A 15,583-nucleotide genomic window follows, 5' to 3' on the forward strand; every position below is an offset into this window, starting at 1 on the left:
CTATTCGGGTCCGGGCTGATCCCTGAGTTCGACCAGCAGGCGAGCCCCGCCGAGCGGACTGTCGTGAAATGTCGTGCGTCCGCCGTGCAGGGCCGCCTGCTGCGCCACCAGCGCCAGGCCCAAACCGGAACCCGTCTTGCCTGCCGTCGATCCGCGAGTGAAGCGTTCGAAGACGCTCGAGCGTTCCTCGGCCGGTATTCCGCAACCGTTGTCGTCGATCGTGATCGTGACGGTGTCCGGTGAATCGACCGGGCGCGCGAGGGTGATGCGCACCGTGCTCGCGCCGCCGTGGCGGACTGCATTGGTGATCGCGTTGTCGAGGATCAACCGGATTCCACCGGGAAGGGCCCGGATGCAATAGGGGAGTGGGGAATCCACCGTGACGACACTGACATCGACGCTCGGGTGGTGGCGTCGTGCATCGTCGGCCGCGATGTCGCATACCTCGGTCAAATCGGTGTCCTTGAAGTCCTCAGCCGTCGACAACTCGCCCTTCGCCAGTCGCTCCAGGTCCCGGAGAGTCGATTCGACGCGGCCCTGTGCGCGGGCCAGATCTGTGAGGATCTCACGTCGCTGCTCGTGGTCGAGATCGTGAATGGACAACACTTCGATGTCGGTTCGCATCGCCGTCAACGGAGTTCGGAGTTCGTGAGCCGAGGCGGAAGCAAAGTCCCGAGCGGCAGCAAGGGCCGAGTTGGTCGCGGCCTGTGCCCGGGCGACGTCGCTGAGCATCGATTCTGCTGCTGCGGCAAGCTCGTCCGCTTCACGGATGCCGGAAACCTCGGTGGCGAGATCGGGATCTCGCCTGGCGATCCGGCGGGTCAATTCCACGAGTGGGCGCACCGCCGGGCCACCGAACAACCATCCCAACGCGGCTGCGGCCGCTACGGCTCCGACGCCGAAGAACGCAACCTGACGCTGTTGGTCGACCGTGATGTCCCGCGCCTCGGCATAGGGAACCGCCAGCGAGACCAGAGCATTGATTCCGTCGGCCTCGGCGGTGTAAGCCCGGTACTTCGTACCGTCCACGTCGACGGTCGCCGAGCCGACCGGTAATTCGGGCAGTCGCGTCGGGGTACTGGATTTGACGGTTCCGTCGGTGTCGGAGCGGATGGTCACGGAGAACGCTCCGCCGTCTCCGAATGCGCCAAGAAAAGGTCCCGCTGTTGCCGCATTGGCCACGATGACCGTCGATGCCGTCTCCAAGCGACGGTCCAACTGCGCCAGATTGTTTCGTGCGATAGCCAGTGCAACGACCACGCCGAGTGCGATGACGATGAACGTCGCCCCCAGTGCCGCGGCCGCGGCAACGCGAGTTCGTAGTGAGAAGCGGCGACGCTTCACGGGTTCTCCCGAAGCACGAACCCGACGCCGCGAACGGTATGCAGCAGACGAGGTGAACCGCCGGATTCGAACTTTCGACGCAGGTAGCCGATGAAGACGTCCACGACGTTGGTGTCGGCGACGAAGTCGTAGCCCCACACGAGTTCGAGGAGACGTTCGCGAGTAAGCACGATGCCGGAATTGTGAGCGAGCACTTCGAGTAGCTCGAATTCACGTTTGGTGAGCGGTACTTCCTTGCCGTCGACGCGAACCCGGCGGCCGGAGAGGTCGATGTCGAGGTTGCCGACCCGCAGGGTGTTCGTTCCCTCGGAGTGATCGCCGGCCGGAGTGTTGCTGCGACGGAGCATTGCGCGGATCCGGGCAACCAGTTCGGCGAGGACAAACGGTTTGACCATGTAGTCGTCTGCGCCGGATTCGAGCCCGGCGATGCGATCGTCGACCGAGTTGCGTGCGCTGAGCACGCAGATCGGGATTTCGTTGCCGGCGGCACGAAGCGCCGTCACCACACCGGTGCCGTCGAGCACCGGCATGTTGATGTCGAGGACTACCGCGTCCGGTCGCTTGTCGGAGATCACTCGGAGCGCGTCGGCGCCGTCCACTGCCGTCAGTACGGTGAATCCCGAGAGCCGCAATCCGCGTTCGAGTGAGGTCAGGACGTCTGCGTCGTCGTCGACTACGAGGATTTTCGGTATCTCGGTCACAGCCCCATTGTGCCTTGCCTGGTACGTCGGGTTTCGCCGATCAGACCGGCAAGTCGGTACCGTCCGGACGCAGACCGGCCATGAACACCGCGACCAACCGCGGGACCAGGTTCGGCATGGCCTCGTCGGACAATTCGATTTGCGGACGCGTCAGTTTGGCCAGAGCCATGACGAATTCGAGCGGTTGCAGATCGGCGCGAACCAGTCCGGCGCTCTGAGCGGCGCCGATCGTCGCGGTCATCTTCGATTTCGTCACCTCACGCACCGCCAGAACTTCGGGCGCCAGCTCGGTGAAACTGCGTTCCACCAGTGCAGGAATGAGCGCACCCAGGCGCAGTTCCACGAGGCGGTCCACCAGCGTGTGCCACGCGTTTGTGGGATCGGTGGACATTGCCGTGAGTGCGATGTCGGCAGCCTCGCGAACATCGGTCAGTGTTGCGACGGCGACGGCGGTCACGAGGTCCTCGCGCGTCGGAAAGTTCCGATACAGCGTGGCGATGCCCACTTTCGCGAGTTCTGCGACTGCGTCGAGGGGCGCGTCGTGCCCGCGCTCGGTGAACACCGCTCGTGCGGCGTCGACTATTGCGTTTCTGCGTTCACGTGCATCGGCTCGCACATTCACCTCCGGTATTGACAGTTCATCATAACCGGAGGAATATCTTCCACAAATAGTGGAGGAAAAACTTCCACTTAGGGAAGGTAGTTATGAACGCCGAAGTTGAAGCACGGGACCGCAAGAAGTTGGTGGCTGTGGTGTTGGGCTTGTCCGCCGTGATCGGGCTGATGCTGCTTGCCTTCGTACTGCCCTCGGTCAACAGTGGCCCGCACGAACTGAAGTTGGGCATCACCGGTCCAGCTCCGGCAACCGAACAGATCAGCACCTCGCTCGAGGCGAGTAAGCAAGGCGCCTTCGATACTCGAGAATTCGCTGACGCCGACGCCCTGCGTGACGCGATTCGGAATCGCGACGTGGTCGGCGGAATCGCCGTTGATGCCAACGGTCCTCACGTGTTGATCGCGACTGCAGGCGGAACCCCGATCGCCCAGACCCTGACCGGGGTGGCCAACGGCCTCTCGGAGGCCTCGGGGGCAAAGGTGCCCGTCGAAGACGTTGTGCCGCTGACTGCGGACGACCCGACCGGTGCTGGGCTCACGGCATTGGCCTTGCCCTTGGTGTTCGGCGGAATCATGCCTGCTGTTGTTCTCGTGCAACTGTTTCCGCGGAGCATTGTCAAGCGAGTGTTGGGCGCTGCCGGCGTCGCGGTTGTCGCGGGTTTTGCACTGACTGCCATTCTGCAGTTCGGCACCAATAGTCTTGACGGAAACTACCTGCTCACTGCGCTCGCACTCACCATGGGCATGTCGGCCATCTCGTTGCCCATTCTGGGACTTGAATCCCTGCTCGGGATGAAGGGATTCGCGTTGGGCGCCGTCACGATGATGTTCATCGGAAACCCACTCTCGGGTATGGCGACAACTGCCGCGTGGTTGCCCGCGGGTTGGGGCGCTTTGGGGCAGCTGCTCCCACCCGGCGCCGCAGGAGCATCCGTCCGTTCGATGGCGTTCTTCGACGGCCATGGCGCCGCCACGCCACTTCTGGTGCTGGTGTGCTGGATTGCTGTCGGGATCGCGCTGTGCGTCGCCGCCGGCCGGAAGAAGGCGTCGACCCCCGTGGTCGAACCCGAGGCTGCGCTGGTCTAGCCGGCGGGGCTTGCGTACGGGGTCAGGTCGGGAATCGGCCAGGCCCCGTCAACGCGTTCCACGACCAGTTCGACGACCACGGTGTCCTCGTCCATCGGTAGAGGTCGGAGGATTCGGGGCTTTCCCGCCTCCCATTCGACGTTGATGCCCGCGGAGGTCAGAGCGTCCTGGTCGATGACGGCGACGATCAGTGGCAACGTGAGGTCGCCGAACACCAGATCGAGCACCGAATCGAGCGCGTCCGGGGTGGTTGCGCGAATGAATCCCGCCTCGTCGTAACTGATTCCGCGCGTCGAGACCTCGTACTCACCGAAACGCTTGCATGCTTCCCAGTCGTCGGCGATGGCGACGTGGACGAGTCGTTGTCCGGTCATGCAGTGCTCCTGTAGTGTTCGAAATAATGAAACGTCAACGTAGCATTAATTGAGTGGCACGGTAGTAGGGGACTTGATGGAGCAACCGCGCAGACGTGGGAGAACCAGCGACGCGGAGCGAGCTGATCGACGCAACGAGATTCTCGACGTTGCGGTCGACTCGTTTCGAGAAGTCGGGTTCGCTCGAACGACCATCGACGCCATTGCCACAGCGGCCGGCGTCGCCAAGCGCACCGTGTACAGCTATTTCGGCGACAAATCCGCGGTCTTTGCTGCTGCTGTTTCGCGTCAGCACGCGTATGTCGAGAACGCCGGTGGCGACCAGTCGGACCTGCTCGCCGCTGCAGTGGACATCGTCATCGCCCTGCACAGCGACAACTCGATTGCGCTGCACCGCATGATGATCGGCGAGGCCGTGCAGTTCCCGGAACTGGCCGCCGCGTTCTACGAATCCGGCCCGGCCAAGTCGATTGCCTTTCTGGAGAAGATATTGATCGATCAGCACGGCCAGAAGGCTGCGCTGTGCGCGGATCAGTTGTACACGTTGCTGCTCGGGGAGGAGCACCGGCAGCGACTGCTCGGGCTCGCTTCCGAACCGACAACAGAACGAGCTGCGCAACTTGCAGCTCGTGCGGTGGGATGCGTTCTGGGATCTGATCGGTAGGCTCGACTGGGTGAGTAACTCTGTGGTCTGGTTTCGACGTGATCTGAGGGTAGGTGACCTTCCCACCCTGAGTGCAGCGTCGGATGCCGGCGGGCAGACGTTGGGTTTGTTCGTTCTCGACGAGAACCTGCTCGGACCGGCAGGCTCACCCCGTCAGGATCAACTGTTCGCCAACTTGACGGCGCTCGATCATCAACTCGACGGAAAACTGATGGTTGTTCGAGGTGATCCGGCGGACGTGGTGCCCCGTGTAGCGGAATCCGTTGGCGCCGAAGAAGTTCACATCAGTGCCGACTACGGACCCTACGGCCGACGGCGCGACGCGGCCGTGGCGGAGCAGGTGGAGTTGATCGCCACCGGATCTCCGTATGCCGTGGCGCCCGGACGCGTCACCAAGGCGGACGGTGATCCGTACAAGGTGTTCACGCCGTACTTCCGTCAGTGGATGGAACACGGTTGGCGGGGCCCCGCGTCGACCGATGCGCAGACGGTCCGTTGGTTCGATCCGAGCGACAAGGAGGGTGGCCCGCGGCGGGTGAGTATCCCCGCGCCATCCGCCTCCGTCAGCGATTTCGTCGGTGAGGTCGGCGCCCTCGAACAGTGGAAAGAATACTGTGAGAACGATCTTGACCGGTACGACGACGAACGAAATCGGCCTGACCTCGACACCACGAGCCGGATGTCGATTCCGCTCAAGTACGGCACGATCCATCCGCGAACGATGTTGGCAGATCTCTCCAAGCGACTGGGCGACGGCGCTCAGGCTTACCGTCGCCAGTTGGCGTGGCGAGACTTCTACGCAGACATCCTGTTTCAACGCCCCGACAGCGCGCGGAAAAACTACGACGACAAGTTCGACCGTTTACGTCACGACGGTGGAGTGGACGCAGACGCCGCCTTCACGGCCTGGTGTGAGGGCAAGACCGGCTTCCCGATCGTGGATGCCGGCATGCGGCAACTCGCGGCCGAGAACTGGATGCATAATCGGGTGCGAATGATCGTCGCGTCTTTTCTGGTGAAGGACCTACACATTCCGTGGTGGCGTGGCGCACGGTTCTTCATGTCGCATCTGGTGGACGGTGACTTGGCCTCCAATCAGCACGGGTGGCAGTGGACTGCAGGGTCGGGCACAGATGCTTCGCCCTTCTTCCGCGTCTTCAACCCCATCACGCAGGGAGAGAAGTTCGATCCCGACGGCACATACGTCCGTCGGTGGGTTCCCGAACTCCGCGATGTTCCCGGGAAGGCCGTCCACTCGTTGAAGGCGATGCGCCCGGTCGACTACCCGGACCCGATCGTCGATCACGCGCATGAGCGTGAGGAAGCCTTGCGCCGGTACGGCGAGATCAAGGGCTGAGTGCTCAGTGATCTGCGGGCGCTACGCGGAGGCGGTTTCCGTCCAGATCTGAAATGACGAATGTCAGACCGAAGACATCTTCGTTTGGCTCTTCGACGACCTCAATTCCCTTGGCCACCCACTCGTCGTAGATCGCCCGAATTTCATTGCTCCCGCCGTCGACCAATATGCCGACTTCGAAATTGCGCGGAGTCGCGGGATCGAGGTCGCGGGACTTGCCGCTCCACAGTGCAAGGACCACGCCGCCGCCGAGGTCGAAGGTCATGTACCGAGGGCTGAGGACCTCAGGCTTCGCGTCGAACAATTCGCCGTAGAACGCTGCTGCGGAGGCGGCATCGCTGACGTAGATCAGAAACTGGTTGGGTAGTCGCACTGTGGTTTTCCCTCTCCCGTTGATGTTCGGGCCACCGGCAGCGGGGCGTGTGCCTGGTCGTGCGGGGCCGTGTTCAACACTTCCCTCGCGCCGGACGAATGTCCAAGAACGAGTGCGTCTGAGAGGCAGATGGATTACTTATGACGACTGCTGCAGTCACACCGCACTGAGGTGGTACCCGACGCTCAGGTTCGGGTAGTAGCCGTCGATGTAGCTCGAGATGAAGTAGTGATCAGGGTCGGTGGTGCGAGTTCCGTCGGTGTCGAACTGCGGATAGTCGTTGGCCATGAAGACGGCTTGTCCGCCGCCGGGAGTGGAATAGACGACGTCGACCGTCAGGCCGCGCGGGTCCTGGTTGTATGCCGTGACGATCTCGGTCTCGTGGGGCGCGAGCGACTGGCGTGGGCTCTGCATCCACTGTCCGTAGGGGTTGTCGGCGCCTTCGAGATGAATTGTCTGTTCGGTGTCGTTGCCGATCGTCATCGTGATGGTGTTGCCGGTCGTGGGAAGAGTTCCGGCACTGGCGATTCCGCTCAATCCCAAAGTGAGGGCGCCGGCGGCCAGAGCTGTGATTGCGGCAACTACGTAGCGTGGGTTCGTCATCGTCGGTGTCCTTTGTCCGGGTGAGCGTTCGGTTGGCTCTCTCGAAGACAACTATGTCGGAGCGGATCGATGTCGTATGTCCACTTCCGGGACCCTGTGCAGGAGGAACGGTGTGTCCACCGATCGGGGGACACCTACTCCGACACGGAAACAGCTTCGACCTTTCGCTCGCCGGTGACCAGCAGTCCGATCAGTGCGGCGGCCGCGAGAACCATGACGAGTGCGCCGTAGCCACGCGTCGTATCCACCAACCCCACCTTGCCGACCAGGTAGCCGGCCAGCAATGCCGGAAGGCTGTTGGCCAGATATGCGATGACGTAGACGGTGGACAACAACCCCGCGCGTTCGTGGTTCTCGGCCAGCGGCATGACAGTCAGGATGGTTCCCTGGAATCCTGCTCCGAAGCCGATCCCGGCAACAGCCGTACCAACCAGAATCAATACTGCAGAGGATGTTTCAGCACCGATGAGTGTGACGGCCACCCCGAGCACCAAGGCGGTCGTTCCGATCAGCATCACGGTTCGGCCGCCGAGTTTGCGGAAGGTGAGCACCGCTGCGGCTCCGAATCCCGTCAGTGTTGCGACCATGATGGCACCGATGAGCGAGCTGTGAACGTCAAGTGCGTTGCGCGCCAGCGCCGGTCCGAGTGAGAGGTAGAAACCGCCCAGCGCCCAGACCGCGATCAGGCACGGTGCGGTGAGCGCAATCATGGTTCGGGCCTCGCGAGGAACAGCAAGGGTGGGGCGTAGCGACTGCCAGGCTCCGGGGCGTCCGCCCGAAGTCTCGGGAGCGGCCCAAACCCCGAGGATCTCGAGGACGACGAGTACGAGAAGGACCAGGTAGACAGTGCTGGTTGGCCTGGGCAGGTGCTCGCTGATGAGACTCGAACCCACGGCTCCGACGGCAAGCCCCACCGTCGGAGCAACGCTGTTGATGATCGATCCGCGTCCCGGAGTGCGTTCGAGGTCGATCAACGCCGAACCCAAAGCGCTGATTGCAGCGCCGGTGGCAACACCCTGCACGACCCGGGCGATCAACAGAATGGTCAAACCATCGGCCGAGGCGAACAGGGCGAGCGAGACCGCCTCCAAGGCGAGCGCTCCGAGCAGGACCGGGCGCCTGCCGATGTGATCGGACAGGGATCCGGCGGTCAAGAGCGTGGCGAGCAATGCGAGAGCGTAGATGCCGAACACGAGCGTCGACGCGAGCGAGGAGAATCCCCACAACTGTTGATAGTGCTCGTACAACGGTGTCGGGGTCGCGGAGGCGCCCAGGAACGTAGCGATGATGACGGCGATGAGTGTGAAAGCGGCGCCTCGCCCCAAGCGTGGGCGTGAAGTGCTCTCGGTCGGTGGTGAAATGGTCGTTGTCATTGTCGTAGCGCTTCCCGTGCGGGTGGTGAAGACTTCAAACGCAAATACTTTGCGTTTGGGACGCTACGCCTGGCCGTAGCCTAATGCAACATCTTTGCGTTAGTATTGATTTATGAGTCCGTCCGCAGGTCCGCGCCCCGGTGGCCGCAGTGCGCGCATCCAACAGGCAGTGCATGCGTCGGCGCGTAAGTTGTTGGAACAGCGTGATCGGGCAGAGATCACGGTGCCGATGATCGCAACCGATGCGGGTGTGACCCCGTCGACCATCTATCGGCGGTGGGGCGACATCAACGAAGTCTTTGCCGATGTCTCGATCGAGAGATTGCGACCGGACGCCGACCCGCGTGAAACGGGTTCGCTCCGAGGGGATCTGACGATCTGGGCGCAGGACTATCTGGAGGAGATGTCTGCACCCGTCGGTCGCGCATCGCTGCGAGATGTGCTGATGAGCGACGACCAGACGCACGCACCGGACGGCACGAAGAAGTTCAAGTGCGCCTTTTTCTGTCGGACACAGATCGACGTGATCCTAGCTCGTTGGCCGGAAGCTGCTGACGTGGATGGTGATTCGGTAGTGGACCACGTGGTGGCACCGATCATCTACCGAATTCTGTTCGACCTCGAACCGGTCGCGCCGCAGCGAGTTGCGGAATTAGTGGATCAGACGCTTGCGCTCGCGGCGCGGGTCGGTGCCGAAGGCTGATCGCTGCGTAGCCGGGCGTGGACGTGCATGTCGTGCCAGCCGTCGGCGTGCCTGGCAGAGCCTCGTCGAACACCTTCTTCGCTGAACCCTGCTTTGGTGGCGACTCGGCACGATCGTGGGTTGTGGATCGAGTGTGCGAGTTCCAGTCGATGAAACCCTACTTCGCGGAATGCCCACTCGGACAGTGCGGTTACGGCCTACGTGTTCCGGCTCTGCCACTCTGTGTTCAGGCGGCGCGCAGATTCCAGAGTTGCGATCGCCTCTTCGGTGTCAACTCGCGCGAGGACCAGTGCACTTACTGTGCAGGAGAGAAGGATTCGAGTGCGGTCTGAGAGCGTGGCGTCTGTCTCGGTCGGAAATGTGGCTTGTAGCCCGCTGCGAATTGCAACGGCAAGTTCTTGCCGATAGGCGCGGATCACGGCTGCCACCGCATCGTCGTGCGCGCCGAGTCCGGCAGCCGTATTGAGAAGTAGGCAACCGCGCCGAGGCGAGTCGGCGGTCATGGTGCCGATCGCGTGCTCAAGCGAGTAAAGGTAGTCGTCGACGGCGTCTGTCCCGGGATTTGTCGTGAGGCCGCGCAGACGTGGCCGGATGACATGTTCGAGGTACATCTGCACTGCGGCGTCGAACAATCCGCGCTTGTTGGTGAACGAGTTGTAGAGACTTGACCGACTCAGCCCCGTCGCGGATTCGAGGTCTCCGAGTGAGGCGCCTTCGTATCCGCGTGCCCAGAAAACGTCCAAAGCGGCAGCGACCACGGCTGTTGTGTCGAATTCTTGTGATCTGCCCATCAAAGCCTCGCTCTTTCTGTATCGTTCGGTCCAGTATATATTGGACCGAACGATACAGAATTCACTCGAAGCAACAGGAGTTCACCGATGAACGTCGCCGGCTACATCTTCGCGGGACTGGCCGCAGCAGTGCACGTATACATTTTTGTCCTCGAATCGATTCTCTGGACGGCACCGAAGACCCGCGCCACGTTCGGCGTGAAGTCCGAGGAAGAGGCGATCACCACGCAGCCGCTCGCCTTCAACCAGGGCTTTTACAACCTTTTCCTGGCGATCGTGTCGGCGGTCGGCATCGTGATTGCGGCGACCGGCTCCGCGTCGGTCGGAATTGCCCTCGTCCTGGCGGGCACAGGATCGATGGTTGCCGCGGGATTGGTGCTGATTCTCTCGTCTCCCGACAAAGCCCGCGCAGCCGTCGTGCAGATGCTTTTCCCAGTTATTGCCGTTGTTCTGCTGGTAATCCACCTGCTCTGAGTGCTCTATCCGCCGCCGAGCACCAGTGATTCGATCAACGCAAAAGCCCCGTTGAGTGCTCCACAATCGAAGGCTTCGGCCAGGGCGTATCCGATGACAAGTTCGTCGGTGCTCGGCGTGCTCGACCAGACTGCGTCGGTCTGTCTGGGATCGGATTCCTCGTTCTTGGAGAAGTGCCCGATCCGCAATCCGTCGCGGGTGAATGCACTGTTCGCGTCGTCGACTGGGGCGAAGTTCAAACTCACGCCGTCGACGAGTGCCGAGACAGAGTACGAGCGACGGGACAGAAACCCTTTGCCGACGGTGAGTTCGACTTCGTCGCCACCGACAGTGAAGAACAAGTCGGCGGCGGCGCGCGTTCCGATGGGTGTGCCTTCGCGGCGCGGGGCATCGACTCGACGCGTCAACAGAGCGTGTGAGTTGCCGTTTCGGACGTCGACGACCCCCGTGTCGACATCGAACGAGATCTCGACTTTTCCGTGAATCGGGTCCATTGCGGCGTATTTGACCGTCACTGTGCCTACCCCCTGTAAGTGTGAACTCGGGTCCATAATACGTGGTGGGAGCGTTGTCCAGTATGCCCGAATCCAAAAAAATAGTGCCGAATGACGCGCGTTTGCGGCCAAATGCTTCTACGCTGGGTCTTGGGTTTGTTGCGCATCCCACAACGGTTTTTCCCACGCCAGACGAGGAGCGCCTATGAGGTTGTCGACTACTTGTTCTGTTGCTACGAAGGCTTGATCAAGCCGGAATTGCCTCTGCCGGATGGTGCTCGAGACCCATCCGGCAGAGGCAATTCTGCATCAGTTCGGGCCTTCAGCCGCCGGCGAATTTTTCCGAGGTGCCGAGATCGATCGGCAACGCGATGCCGGTGATCCCGCGCCCGGCCGGCCCCACCAGATAGAACACCGCATCCGCAATCACTTCGGGGTCGACCCACGGGTGGGGCAGCAGATTCAGCTTCGACATGATCGGAGCGGTATCGGCGAGGACAGGATTCTCCAAGTCTGGACGGAACGCACGAACCATCGGTTCGTGGTCGATCATCGTCGTTCGCACATTGCCCGGGTGTACAGAGTTGACCCGAATGTCCGCCCAGCCGAGTTCGTTGGCCAGAGACTTCGCCAACCCCCGAACGGCGTGCTTCGACGCGGAATAGTGTGCGATACCCGGCACGCCTCGAAGCCCGGCCATCGAGCTGATCAACACGATGGATCCACCTCGATTGCCGTTCATGATGTGCGGAATCGACACCTTGGTCGTCAACCAAACGCCGGTGACGTTGATGTCCATCAGCTCGCGGAACTCTTCGGCGCTCAGGTCCCAGGACAATTTCGCCGACGCCGCGATTCCCGCGTTGGCGATCACGATGTCCAGTCGGCCGAGTTTCTCGACTCCGGCGTCGACCGCTGATTTCAGGGCATCGAGGTCGCGAGTGTCCGCGACGGATGCGACGATGCGCCGGCCCTGAGCTTCGACCAGGGCGACGGTCTGGTCGAGGTCGGCTTCGGTGGCCATGTCGTACCCCGCCGTTGCGACCGGCGCGCACAGATCCACCGCGATGATGTCCGCGCCCTCGGACGCGAGCTTGACGGCATGTGCGCGCCCTTGACCGCGCGCCGCTCCGGTGATGAATGCGACCTGACCGTCCAAATTGCCCATCGAACTTCCCCTGCCCGTCTGAGTCGTTGAAAACTGGAACGTGTTCATACTGCTACGTTCGGTGCGAGCCAGGCAGGGGAATTCTCTGAATCCTTATCCGCGAAGGAGTTTGGACAACTCGTCCAGTACGCTCGCGTCCTCGATGGTCGACGGGACCGTGTACTCCTCGTTGTCGGCAATCTGCCGCATGGTCTTGCGGAGGATCTTGCCGGAACGAGTCTTCGGTAGTGCAGCGACGACGGTGACGTCCCGGAACGTGGCGACGGCACCGATCTGGTCTCGCACCCGGGCGACCAGTTCCTGTCGGAGTGTTTCGGGATCGATGTCGACGCCGGACTTGAGCACGACGTAGCCGCTGGGGCGTTGCCCCTTGAGTTCGTCGTGAATGCCGATGACCGCGCATTCGGCGACAGCCGGGTGGCCGGCGACGACGGCCTCCATGCTTCCGGTCGAAAGGCGATGTCCGGCAACGTTGATCACGTCGTCACTTCGTCCGAGCACGAAGACGTAGTTGTCCTCGTCGATGTATCCGGAGTCGCCGGTGAGGTAATAGCCGTCGAAAGTCGACAGGTAGGACTTCACGTACCGGTCCTCGTCACGCCACAGTCCGGCGAGTGTTCCGGGAGGAAGCGGCAGGCCGATCACGATGTTGCCCTCGGTGCCCGGACCCACGAGTTCGCCCTTGCCGTCGACGATTTCGACGCGGTATCCGGGGCAGGCGACGGTGGGTGAGCCTGCTTTGATCTCCATCGGTTCGAGGCCGCGCAGGTTCGCGCAGATGGCCCAACCGGTTTCGGTCTGCCACCAGTGATCGACCACCGGGCGATCGAGAATCCGAGTAGCCCACTCGTAGGTGTCGGGATCCAAGCGCTCGCCGGCCGCGAACAGTGTGTCGAGCGACGAGATGTCGTACTTGGCAAGCTCTTTTGCATCCGGGTCGGCCTTGCGGACCGCGCGGATCGCTGTCGGAGCGGTGAAGAGTGCCGACACTTTGTATTCGGAAATGATGCGCCAGAATGCACCTGCATCGGGGGTCCCGACGGGCTTGCCTTCGTACATGACCGTCGTAGCTCCGGCGAGCAGTGGCCCGTAGACGATGTAGGAGTGGCCGACCACCCAACCGACGTCTGAGGCGGTCCACCAGACCTGGCCGGGGCTGATGTCGTAGAGATTCTTCATCGTCCACGTCAGGGCAACGGCATGGCCACCGTTGTCCCGGACGACGCCCTTGGGCTTACCGGTCGTTCCCGAGGTGTAGAGAATGTAGAGCGGATCCGTCGCGGCGACCGACACCGGGTCGGCAGGAGTTGCATCAGCGATCAGCTCGTCCCAGTCGAACCAGGCTGCGGCACTTGACTTGTAGTCGGCAGCTGCGCCGGGAATCTGCTCGCGATTCTTCACGATCACGGTGTGCGCGGGCGTGGCGGACAGTTGCAGAGCCTTCTCGACCATCGGCAGGTACTCGATTGTTCGTCCGGGTTCGAGGCCGCCGGACGCCGTCACGAGCACCACTGGACCGGCGTCGTCGATACGGGTTGCGAGTTCCTTGGCCGCAAAGCCGCCGAACACCACCGAATGCACCGCGCCGATACGCGCACACGCGAGCATCGCGATCGCGGCCTCGGGGATCATCGGCATGTAGATGATCACGCGGTCGCCCGCCACCACACCCTGATCTTTCAAGACGCCGGCGAAGAGTGAGACCTGCTCGAGCAATTCGGCGTAGGTGTAGGTCGTCTTGGCTGGGACCATCGCGGAGTCGAAGATCAGCGCGGTCTGATCGCCGCGGCCGTCGCGGACGTGCCGATCGAGGGCATTGAAGCTGGTGTTGAGCGAAGCATCCGGGAACCAGCGATAGATCGGCGCGGCAGAATCGTCGAGAGCCTTCGTGGGGGCGACATCCCAGTCGACGGCCCGCGCAGCGTCGAGCCAGAACTTCTCCGGCTGATCCATGCTCTCGCGATATGCGTCGGCATACGTGGTGTGGGACGCCTGCTCGGAAGAGCTCATCGACGTGTGTCCTCTCGTGAACTTCGCTTACCGGTGACCTGAAACACCTTAGGTCACCGTCAGTGCGGTGCGCCTCAGTAGCGGTGCGGGTACCGTCCCTTTGCGCCGGGCGGGCCTGTCCCGTCGGCCAGTGGCGCGTAGGGGTGGGATAAGCCAGGGACGGAAAGGGGGATCGATGTGACAGGTGCAGCGCAACGCGCAGGCTTCTGGGGAGTCCTCGCTCTGCGTGACTTCCGACTGCTGTGGACCGGCGACGCAGTCAGCGGTATCGGAAACGGTGTCACGACCGTCGTACTGCCGCTGGTCGCGCTTCGCGAACTGGACGCGAGTAGCTTCCAGATCGGTGTGCTGGCATCGGCAGTGTGGTTGCCGTGGTTGATCGTCGGACTACCTGCCGGTGCCTGGATCGACCGGCTGCCACGGCGTCCGATCATGATGATCGCGAACGCTGCGTGCGCGCTGCTCTTCGCGAGCCTCGCGATCGCCGGCTTCCTGGAGGCGATGACATACGGCCACCTGCTCCTGGTCGCGCTGCTCACCGGTACAGCCACGGTCTTCTTCCAGGCGGCCTATCACTCGTATCTCCCCACGGTGCTCGCCGAAGCGGATCTTGTCGAAGGGAACTCGAAGATTCAGGGCGCCGAGGCCGCAACTCGGGTGATCGGCCCAAGCGTCGGTGGGCTGGTGGTTGCAACTGTCGGGCTTGCGGCCGGTCTGGTTGTCGACGCGTTCACGTTCGCCTTCTGCTTCGTATGCATCTGGCTGATTCGTGTGCAGGAGACCGTCCATCGCGGACAGAATCAGCGGGAACCGTTGCGACGGCAGATTGCGCTCGGACTGCGATTCGTCGCCGGTGATCCGTATCTGCGGTCGATCGTCGTCTACGGCACTCTGCTCAATTTCGGTCTCACCGGGTACACCACGATTCAGATCGTGTTCTTGGAAAAGACGGTTGGTGTGGGGGAGTTCGGACTCGGGCTTCTCTTGGCGATTGCCGGGGTGGGCGGAATTGTCGGATCGATGATCGCGCGCCCGCTCGGCCGCAGATTCGGCACTGCCCGAAGCGTTCTCATCTGTCAGTTGGTAACGGGACCGTTCATCCTGTTGGCGCCTCTGACGACGTACGGTGCCGGCCTGTTCTGGTTCTGCATCGGCGGCATGGTGATGGTTGCGGGTGTCGTGTCGTGCAACGTGGTGCTCGGCAGTTTCCGTCAAAGTTACTGTCCGCCGGACCGCCTCGGACGAGTAGTGGCAACGAGTATGTTCCTGCTGCACAGCAGCATTCCGCTCGGTGCGCTGACGGCAGGCTACCTCGGCGACGCGGTGGGACCGCGCGGGACGATGTGGATCATGGCCTGCCTGATCGCGCCGTGTGGATTGGTCCTGCTCTTAGGCCCGCTCCGCGGGATCCGCGATCTACCGAGTCGGCCGGCGATCTCGCTGCGGTAGAGAA

18 protein-coding genes are annotated in these 15,583 nt (G+C 62.5%); 6 read left to right on the forward strand and 12 right to left on the reverse strand.

The features are described 5' to 3' along the window. The 3 genes from RE4_RS05815 to RE4_RS05825 are packed head-to-tail and all read right to left on the reverse strand — an operon-like array spanning nucleotide 1 to nucleotide 2,661. Nucleotides 1-1,344 carry a sensor histidine kinase gene (locus RE4_RS05815; protein WP_020908761.1) on the reverse strand — a complete coding sequence of 448 codons (1,344 nt, stop codon included), beginning with the start codon at nucleotides 1,342-1,344 and terminating at the stop codon, nucleotides 1-3. Further along, complete coding sequence (locus RE4_RS05820; RefSeq protein ID WP_003939853.1) at nucleotides 1,341-2,045, reverse strand: response regulator transcription factor; 705 nt, start codon at nucleotides 2,043-2,045, stop codon at nucleotides 1,341-1,343. The genes RE4_RS05815 and RE4_RS05820 overlap by 4 nt, the downstream gene beginning before the upstream one ends. A gap of 40 nt (nucleotides 2,046-2,085) precedes the next feature. Then, complete coding sequence (locus RE4_RS05825; RefSeq protein ID WP_020970464.1) at nucleotides 2,086-2,661, reverse strand: TetR/AcrR family transcriptional regulator; 576 nt, start codon at nucleotides 2,659-2,661, stop codon at nucleotides 2,086-2,088. A gap of 89 nt (nucleotides 2,662-2,750) precedes the next feature. On the opposite strand from RE4_RS05825, the gene RE4_RS05830 reads away from it, so the two are divergent. Beyond that, on the forward strand, nucleotides 2,751-3,746 hold the full coding sequence (locus RE4_RS05830; RefSeq protein WP_060938170.1) for a hypothetical protein: 996 nt from the start codon (nucleotides 2,751-2,753) through the stop codon (nucleotides 3,744-3,746). Here the strand turns inward: RE4_RS05830 and RE4_RS05835 are convergent. Then, nucleotides 3,743-4,120: a DUF952 domain-containing protein gene (locus RE4_RS05835; RefSeq protein WP_060938171.1), complete on the reverse strand. Its 378-nt coding sequence runs from the start codon at nucleotides 4,118-4,120 to the stop codon at nucleotides 3,743-3,745. The two genes, RE4_RS05830 and RE4_RS05835, sit on opposite strands and share 4 nt — an antisense overlap. A 76-nt stretch (nucleotides 4,121-4,196) precedes the next feature. Here RE4_RS05835 and RE4_RS05840 point away from each other — a divergent pair, with 76 nt between their 5' ends. Both RE4_RS05840 and RE4_RS05845 read left to right on the forward strand, forming a co-directional pair. Further along, complete coding sequence (locus tag RE4_RS05840; protein ID WP_060938172.1) at nucleotides 4,197-4,784, forward strand: TetR/AcrR family transcriptional regulator; 588 nt, start codon at nucleotides 4,197-4,199, stop codon at nucleotides 4,782-4,784. A 10-nt stretch (nucleotides 4,785-4,794) separates the two neighbouring features. Beyond that, entirely contained in the window at nucleotides 4,795-6,141 is a 1,347-nt protein-coding gene (locus tag RE4_RS05845; protein ID WP_031333757.1) for a cryptochrome/photolyase family protein, read from the forward strand. Between the two features lie 4 nt (nucleotides 6,142-6,145). Here RE4_RS05845 and RE4_RS05850 read toward each other — a convergent pair whose 3' ends face one another. The 3 genes from RE4_RS05850 to RE4_RS05860 form a co-directional block, all read right to left on the reverse strand. Further along, nucleotides 6,146-6,514, reverse strand: a complete 369-nt coding sequence (locus RE4_RS05850; protein ID WP_020908755.1) for a VOC family protein — start codon at nucleotides 6,512-6,514, stop codon at nucleotides 6,146-6,148. Between the two features lie 156 nt (nucleotides 6,515-6,670). Further along, complete coding sequence (locus RE4_RS05855) at nucleotides 6,671-7,117, reverse strand: hypothetical protein (protein ID WP_021345247.1); 447 nt, start codon at nucleotides 7,115-7,117, stop codon at nucleotides 6,671-6,673. A gap of 134 nt (nucleotides 7,118-7,251) precedes the next feature. Continuing rightward, on the reverse strand, nucleotides 7,252-8,490 hold the full coding sequence (locus RE4_RS05860) for an MFS transporter (protein ID WP_020908753.1): 1,239 nt from the start codon (nucleotides 8,488-8,490) through the stop codon (nucleotides 7,252-7,254). Between the two features lie 112 nt (nucleotides 8,491-8,602). On the opposite strand from RE4_RS05860, the gene RE4_RS05865 reads away from it, so the two are divergent. Continuing rightward, nucleotides 8,603-9,193, forward strand: coding sequence for a TetR/AcrR family transcriptional regulator (locus RE4_RS05865; protein ID WP_020970457.1), 591 nt, complete (start codon nucleotides 8,603-8,605; stop codon nucleotides 9,191-9,193). Here RE4_RS05865 and RE4_RS31765 read toward each other — a convergent pair. Continuing rightward, nucleotides 9,151-9,378: a GNAT family N-acetyltransferase gene (locus RE4_RS31765; protein ID WP_290283637.1), complete on the reverse strand. Its 228-nt coding sequence runs from the start codon at nucleotides 9,376-9,378 to the stop codon at nucleotides 9,151-9,153. The genes RE4_RS05865 and RE4_RS31765 overlap by 43 nt on opposite strands. A 12-nt stretch (nucleotides 9,379-9,390) precedes the next feature. Continuing rightward, the gene (locus RE4_RS05870; RefSeq protein ID WP_060938173.1) at nucleotides 9,391-9,984 is read right to left on the reverse strand and encodes a TetR/AcrR family transcriptional regulator; all 594 of its coding nucleotides are present in this window, start codon (nucleotides 9,982-9,984) and stop codon (nucleotides 9,391-9,393) included. An 87-nt stretch (nucleotides 9,985-10,071) separates the two neighbouring features. Between RE4_RS05870 and RE4_RS05875 the strand changes: the two genes are divergently transcribed. Continuing rightward, entirely contained in the window at nucleotides 10,072-10,458 is a 387-nt protein-coding gene (locus tag RE4_RS05875; RefSeq protein ID WP_046379045.1) for a DUF1304 domain-containing protein, read from the forward strand. Nucleotides 10,459-10,463: 5 nt separating this feature from the next. On the opposite strand, the gene RE4_RS05880 is transcribed toward RE4_RS05875, so the two are convergent. From RE4_RS05880 to RE4_RS05890, 3 genes are all read right to left on the reverse strand, one after another. Further along, nucleotides 10,464-10,973: a hypothetical protein gene (locus RE4_RS05880; RefSeq protein WP_238076537.1), complete on the reverse strand. Its 510-nt coding sequence runs from the start codon at nucleotides 10,971-10,973 to the stop codon at nucleotides 10,464-10,466. 301 nt (nucleotides 10,974-11,274) lie between these two features. Then, nucleotides 11,275-12,120 carry a mycofactocin-coupled SDR family oxidoreductase gene (locus RE4_RS05885; protein WP_060938174.1) on the reverse strand — a complete coding sequence of 282 codons (846 nt, stop codon included), beginning with the start codon at nucleotides 12,118-12,120 and terminating at the stop codon, nucleotides 11,275-11,277. Nucleotides 12,121-12,213: 93 nt separating this feature from the next. After that, nucleotides 12,214-14,130: a propionyl-CoA synthetase gene (locus RE4_RS05890; RefSeq protein ID WP_029255995.1), complete on the reverse strand. Its 1,917-nt coding sequence runs from the start codon at nucleotides 14,128-14,130 to the stop codon at nucleotides 12,214-12,216. A gap of 177 nt (nucleotides 14,131-14,307) precedes the next feature. On the opposite strand from RE4_RS05890, the gene RE4_RS05895 reads away from it, so the two are divergent. After that, a complete protein-coding gene (locus RE4_RS05895; RefSeq protein ID WP_020908746.1) occupies nucleotides 14,308-15,579 on the forward strand; it encodes an MFS transporter in 1,272 nt (423 codons plus the stop codon). Nucleotides 15,580-15,583 lie beyond the last annotated feature (4 nt).

Origin of the sequence: Rhodococcus erythropolis NBRC 15567 (assembly GCF_001552595.1) — a bacterium.
Taxonomy (GTDB): Bacteria; Actinomycetota; Actinomycetes; order Mycobacteriales; family Mycobacteriaceae; genus Rhodococcus_F; species Rhodococcus_F erythropolis.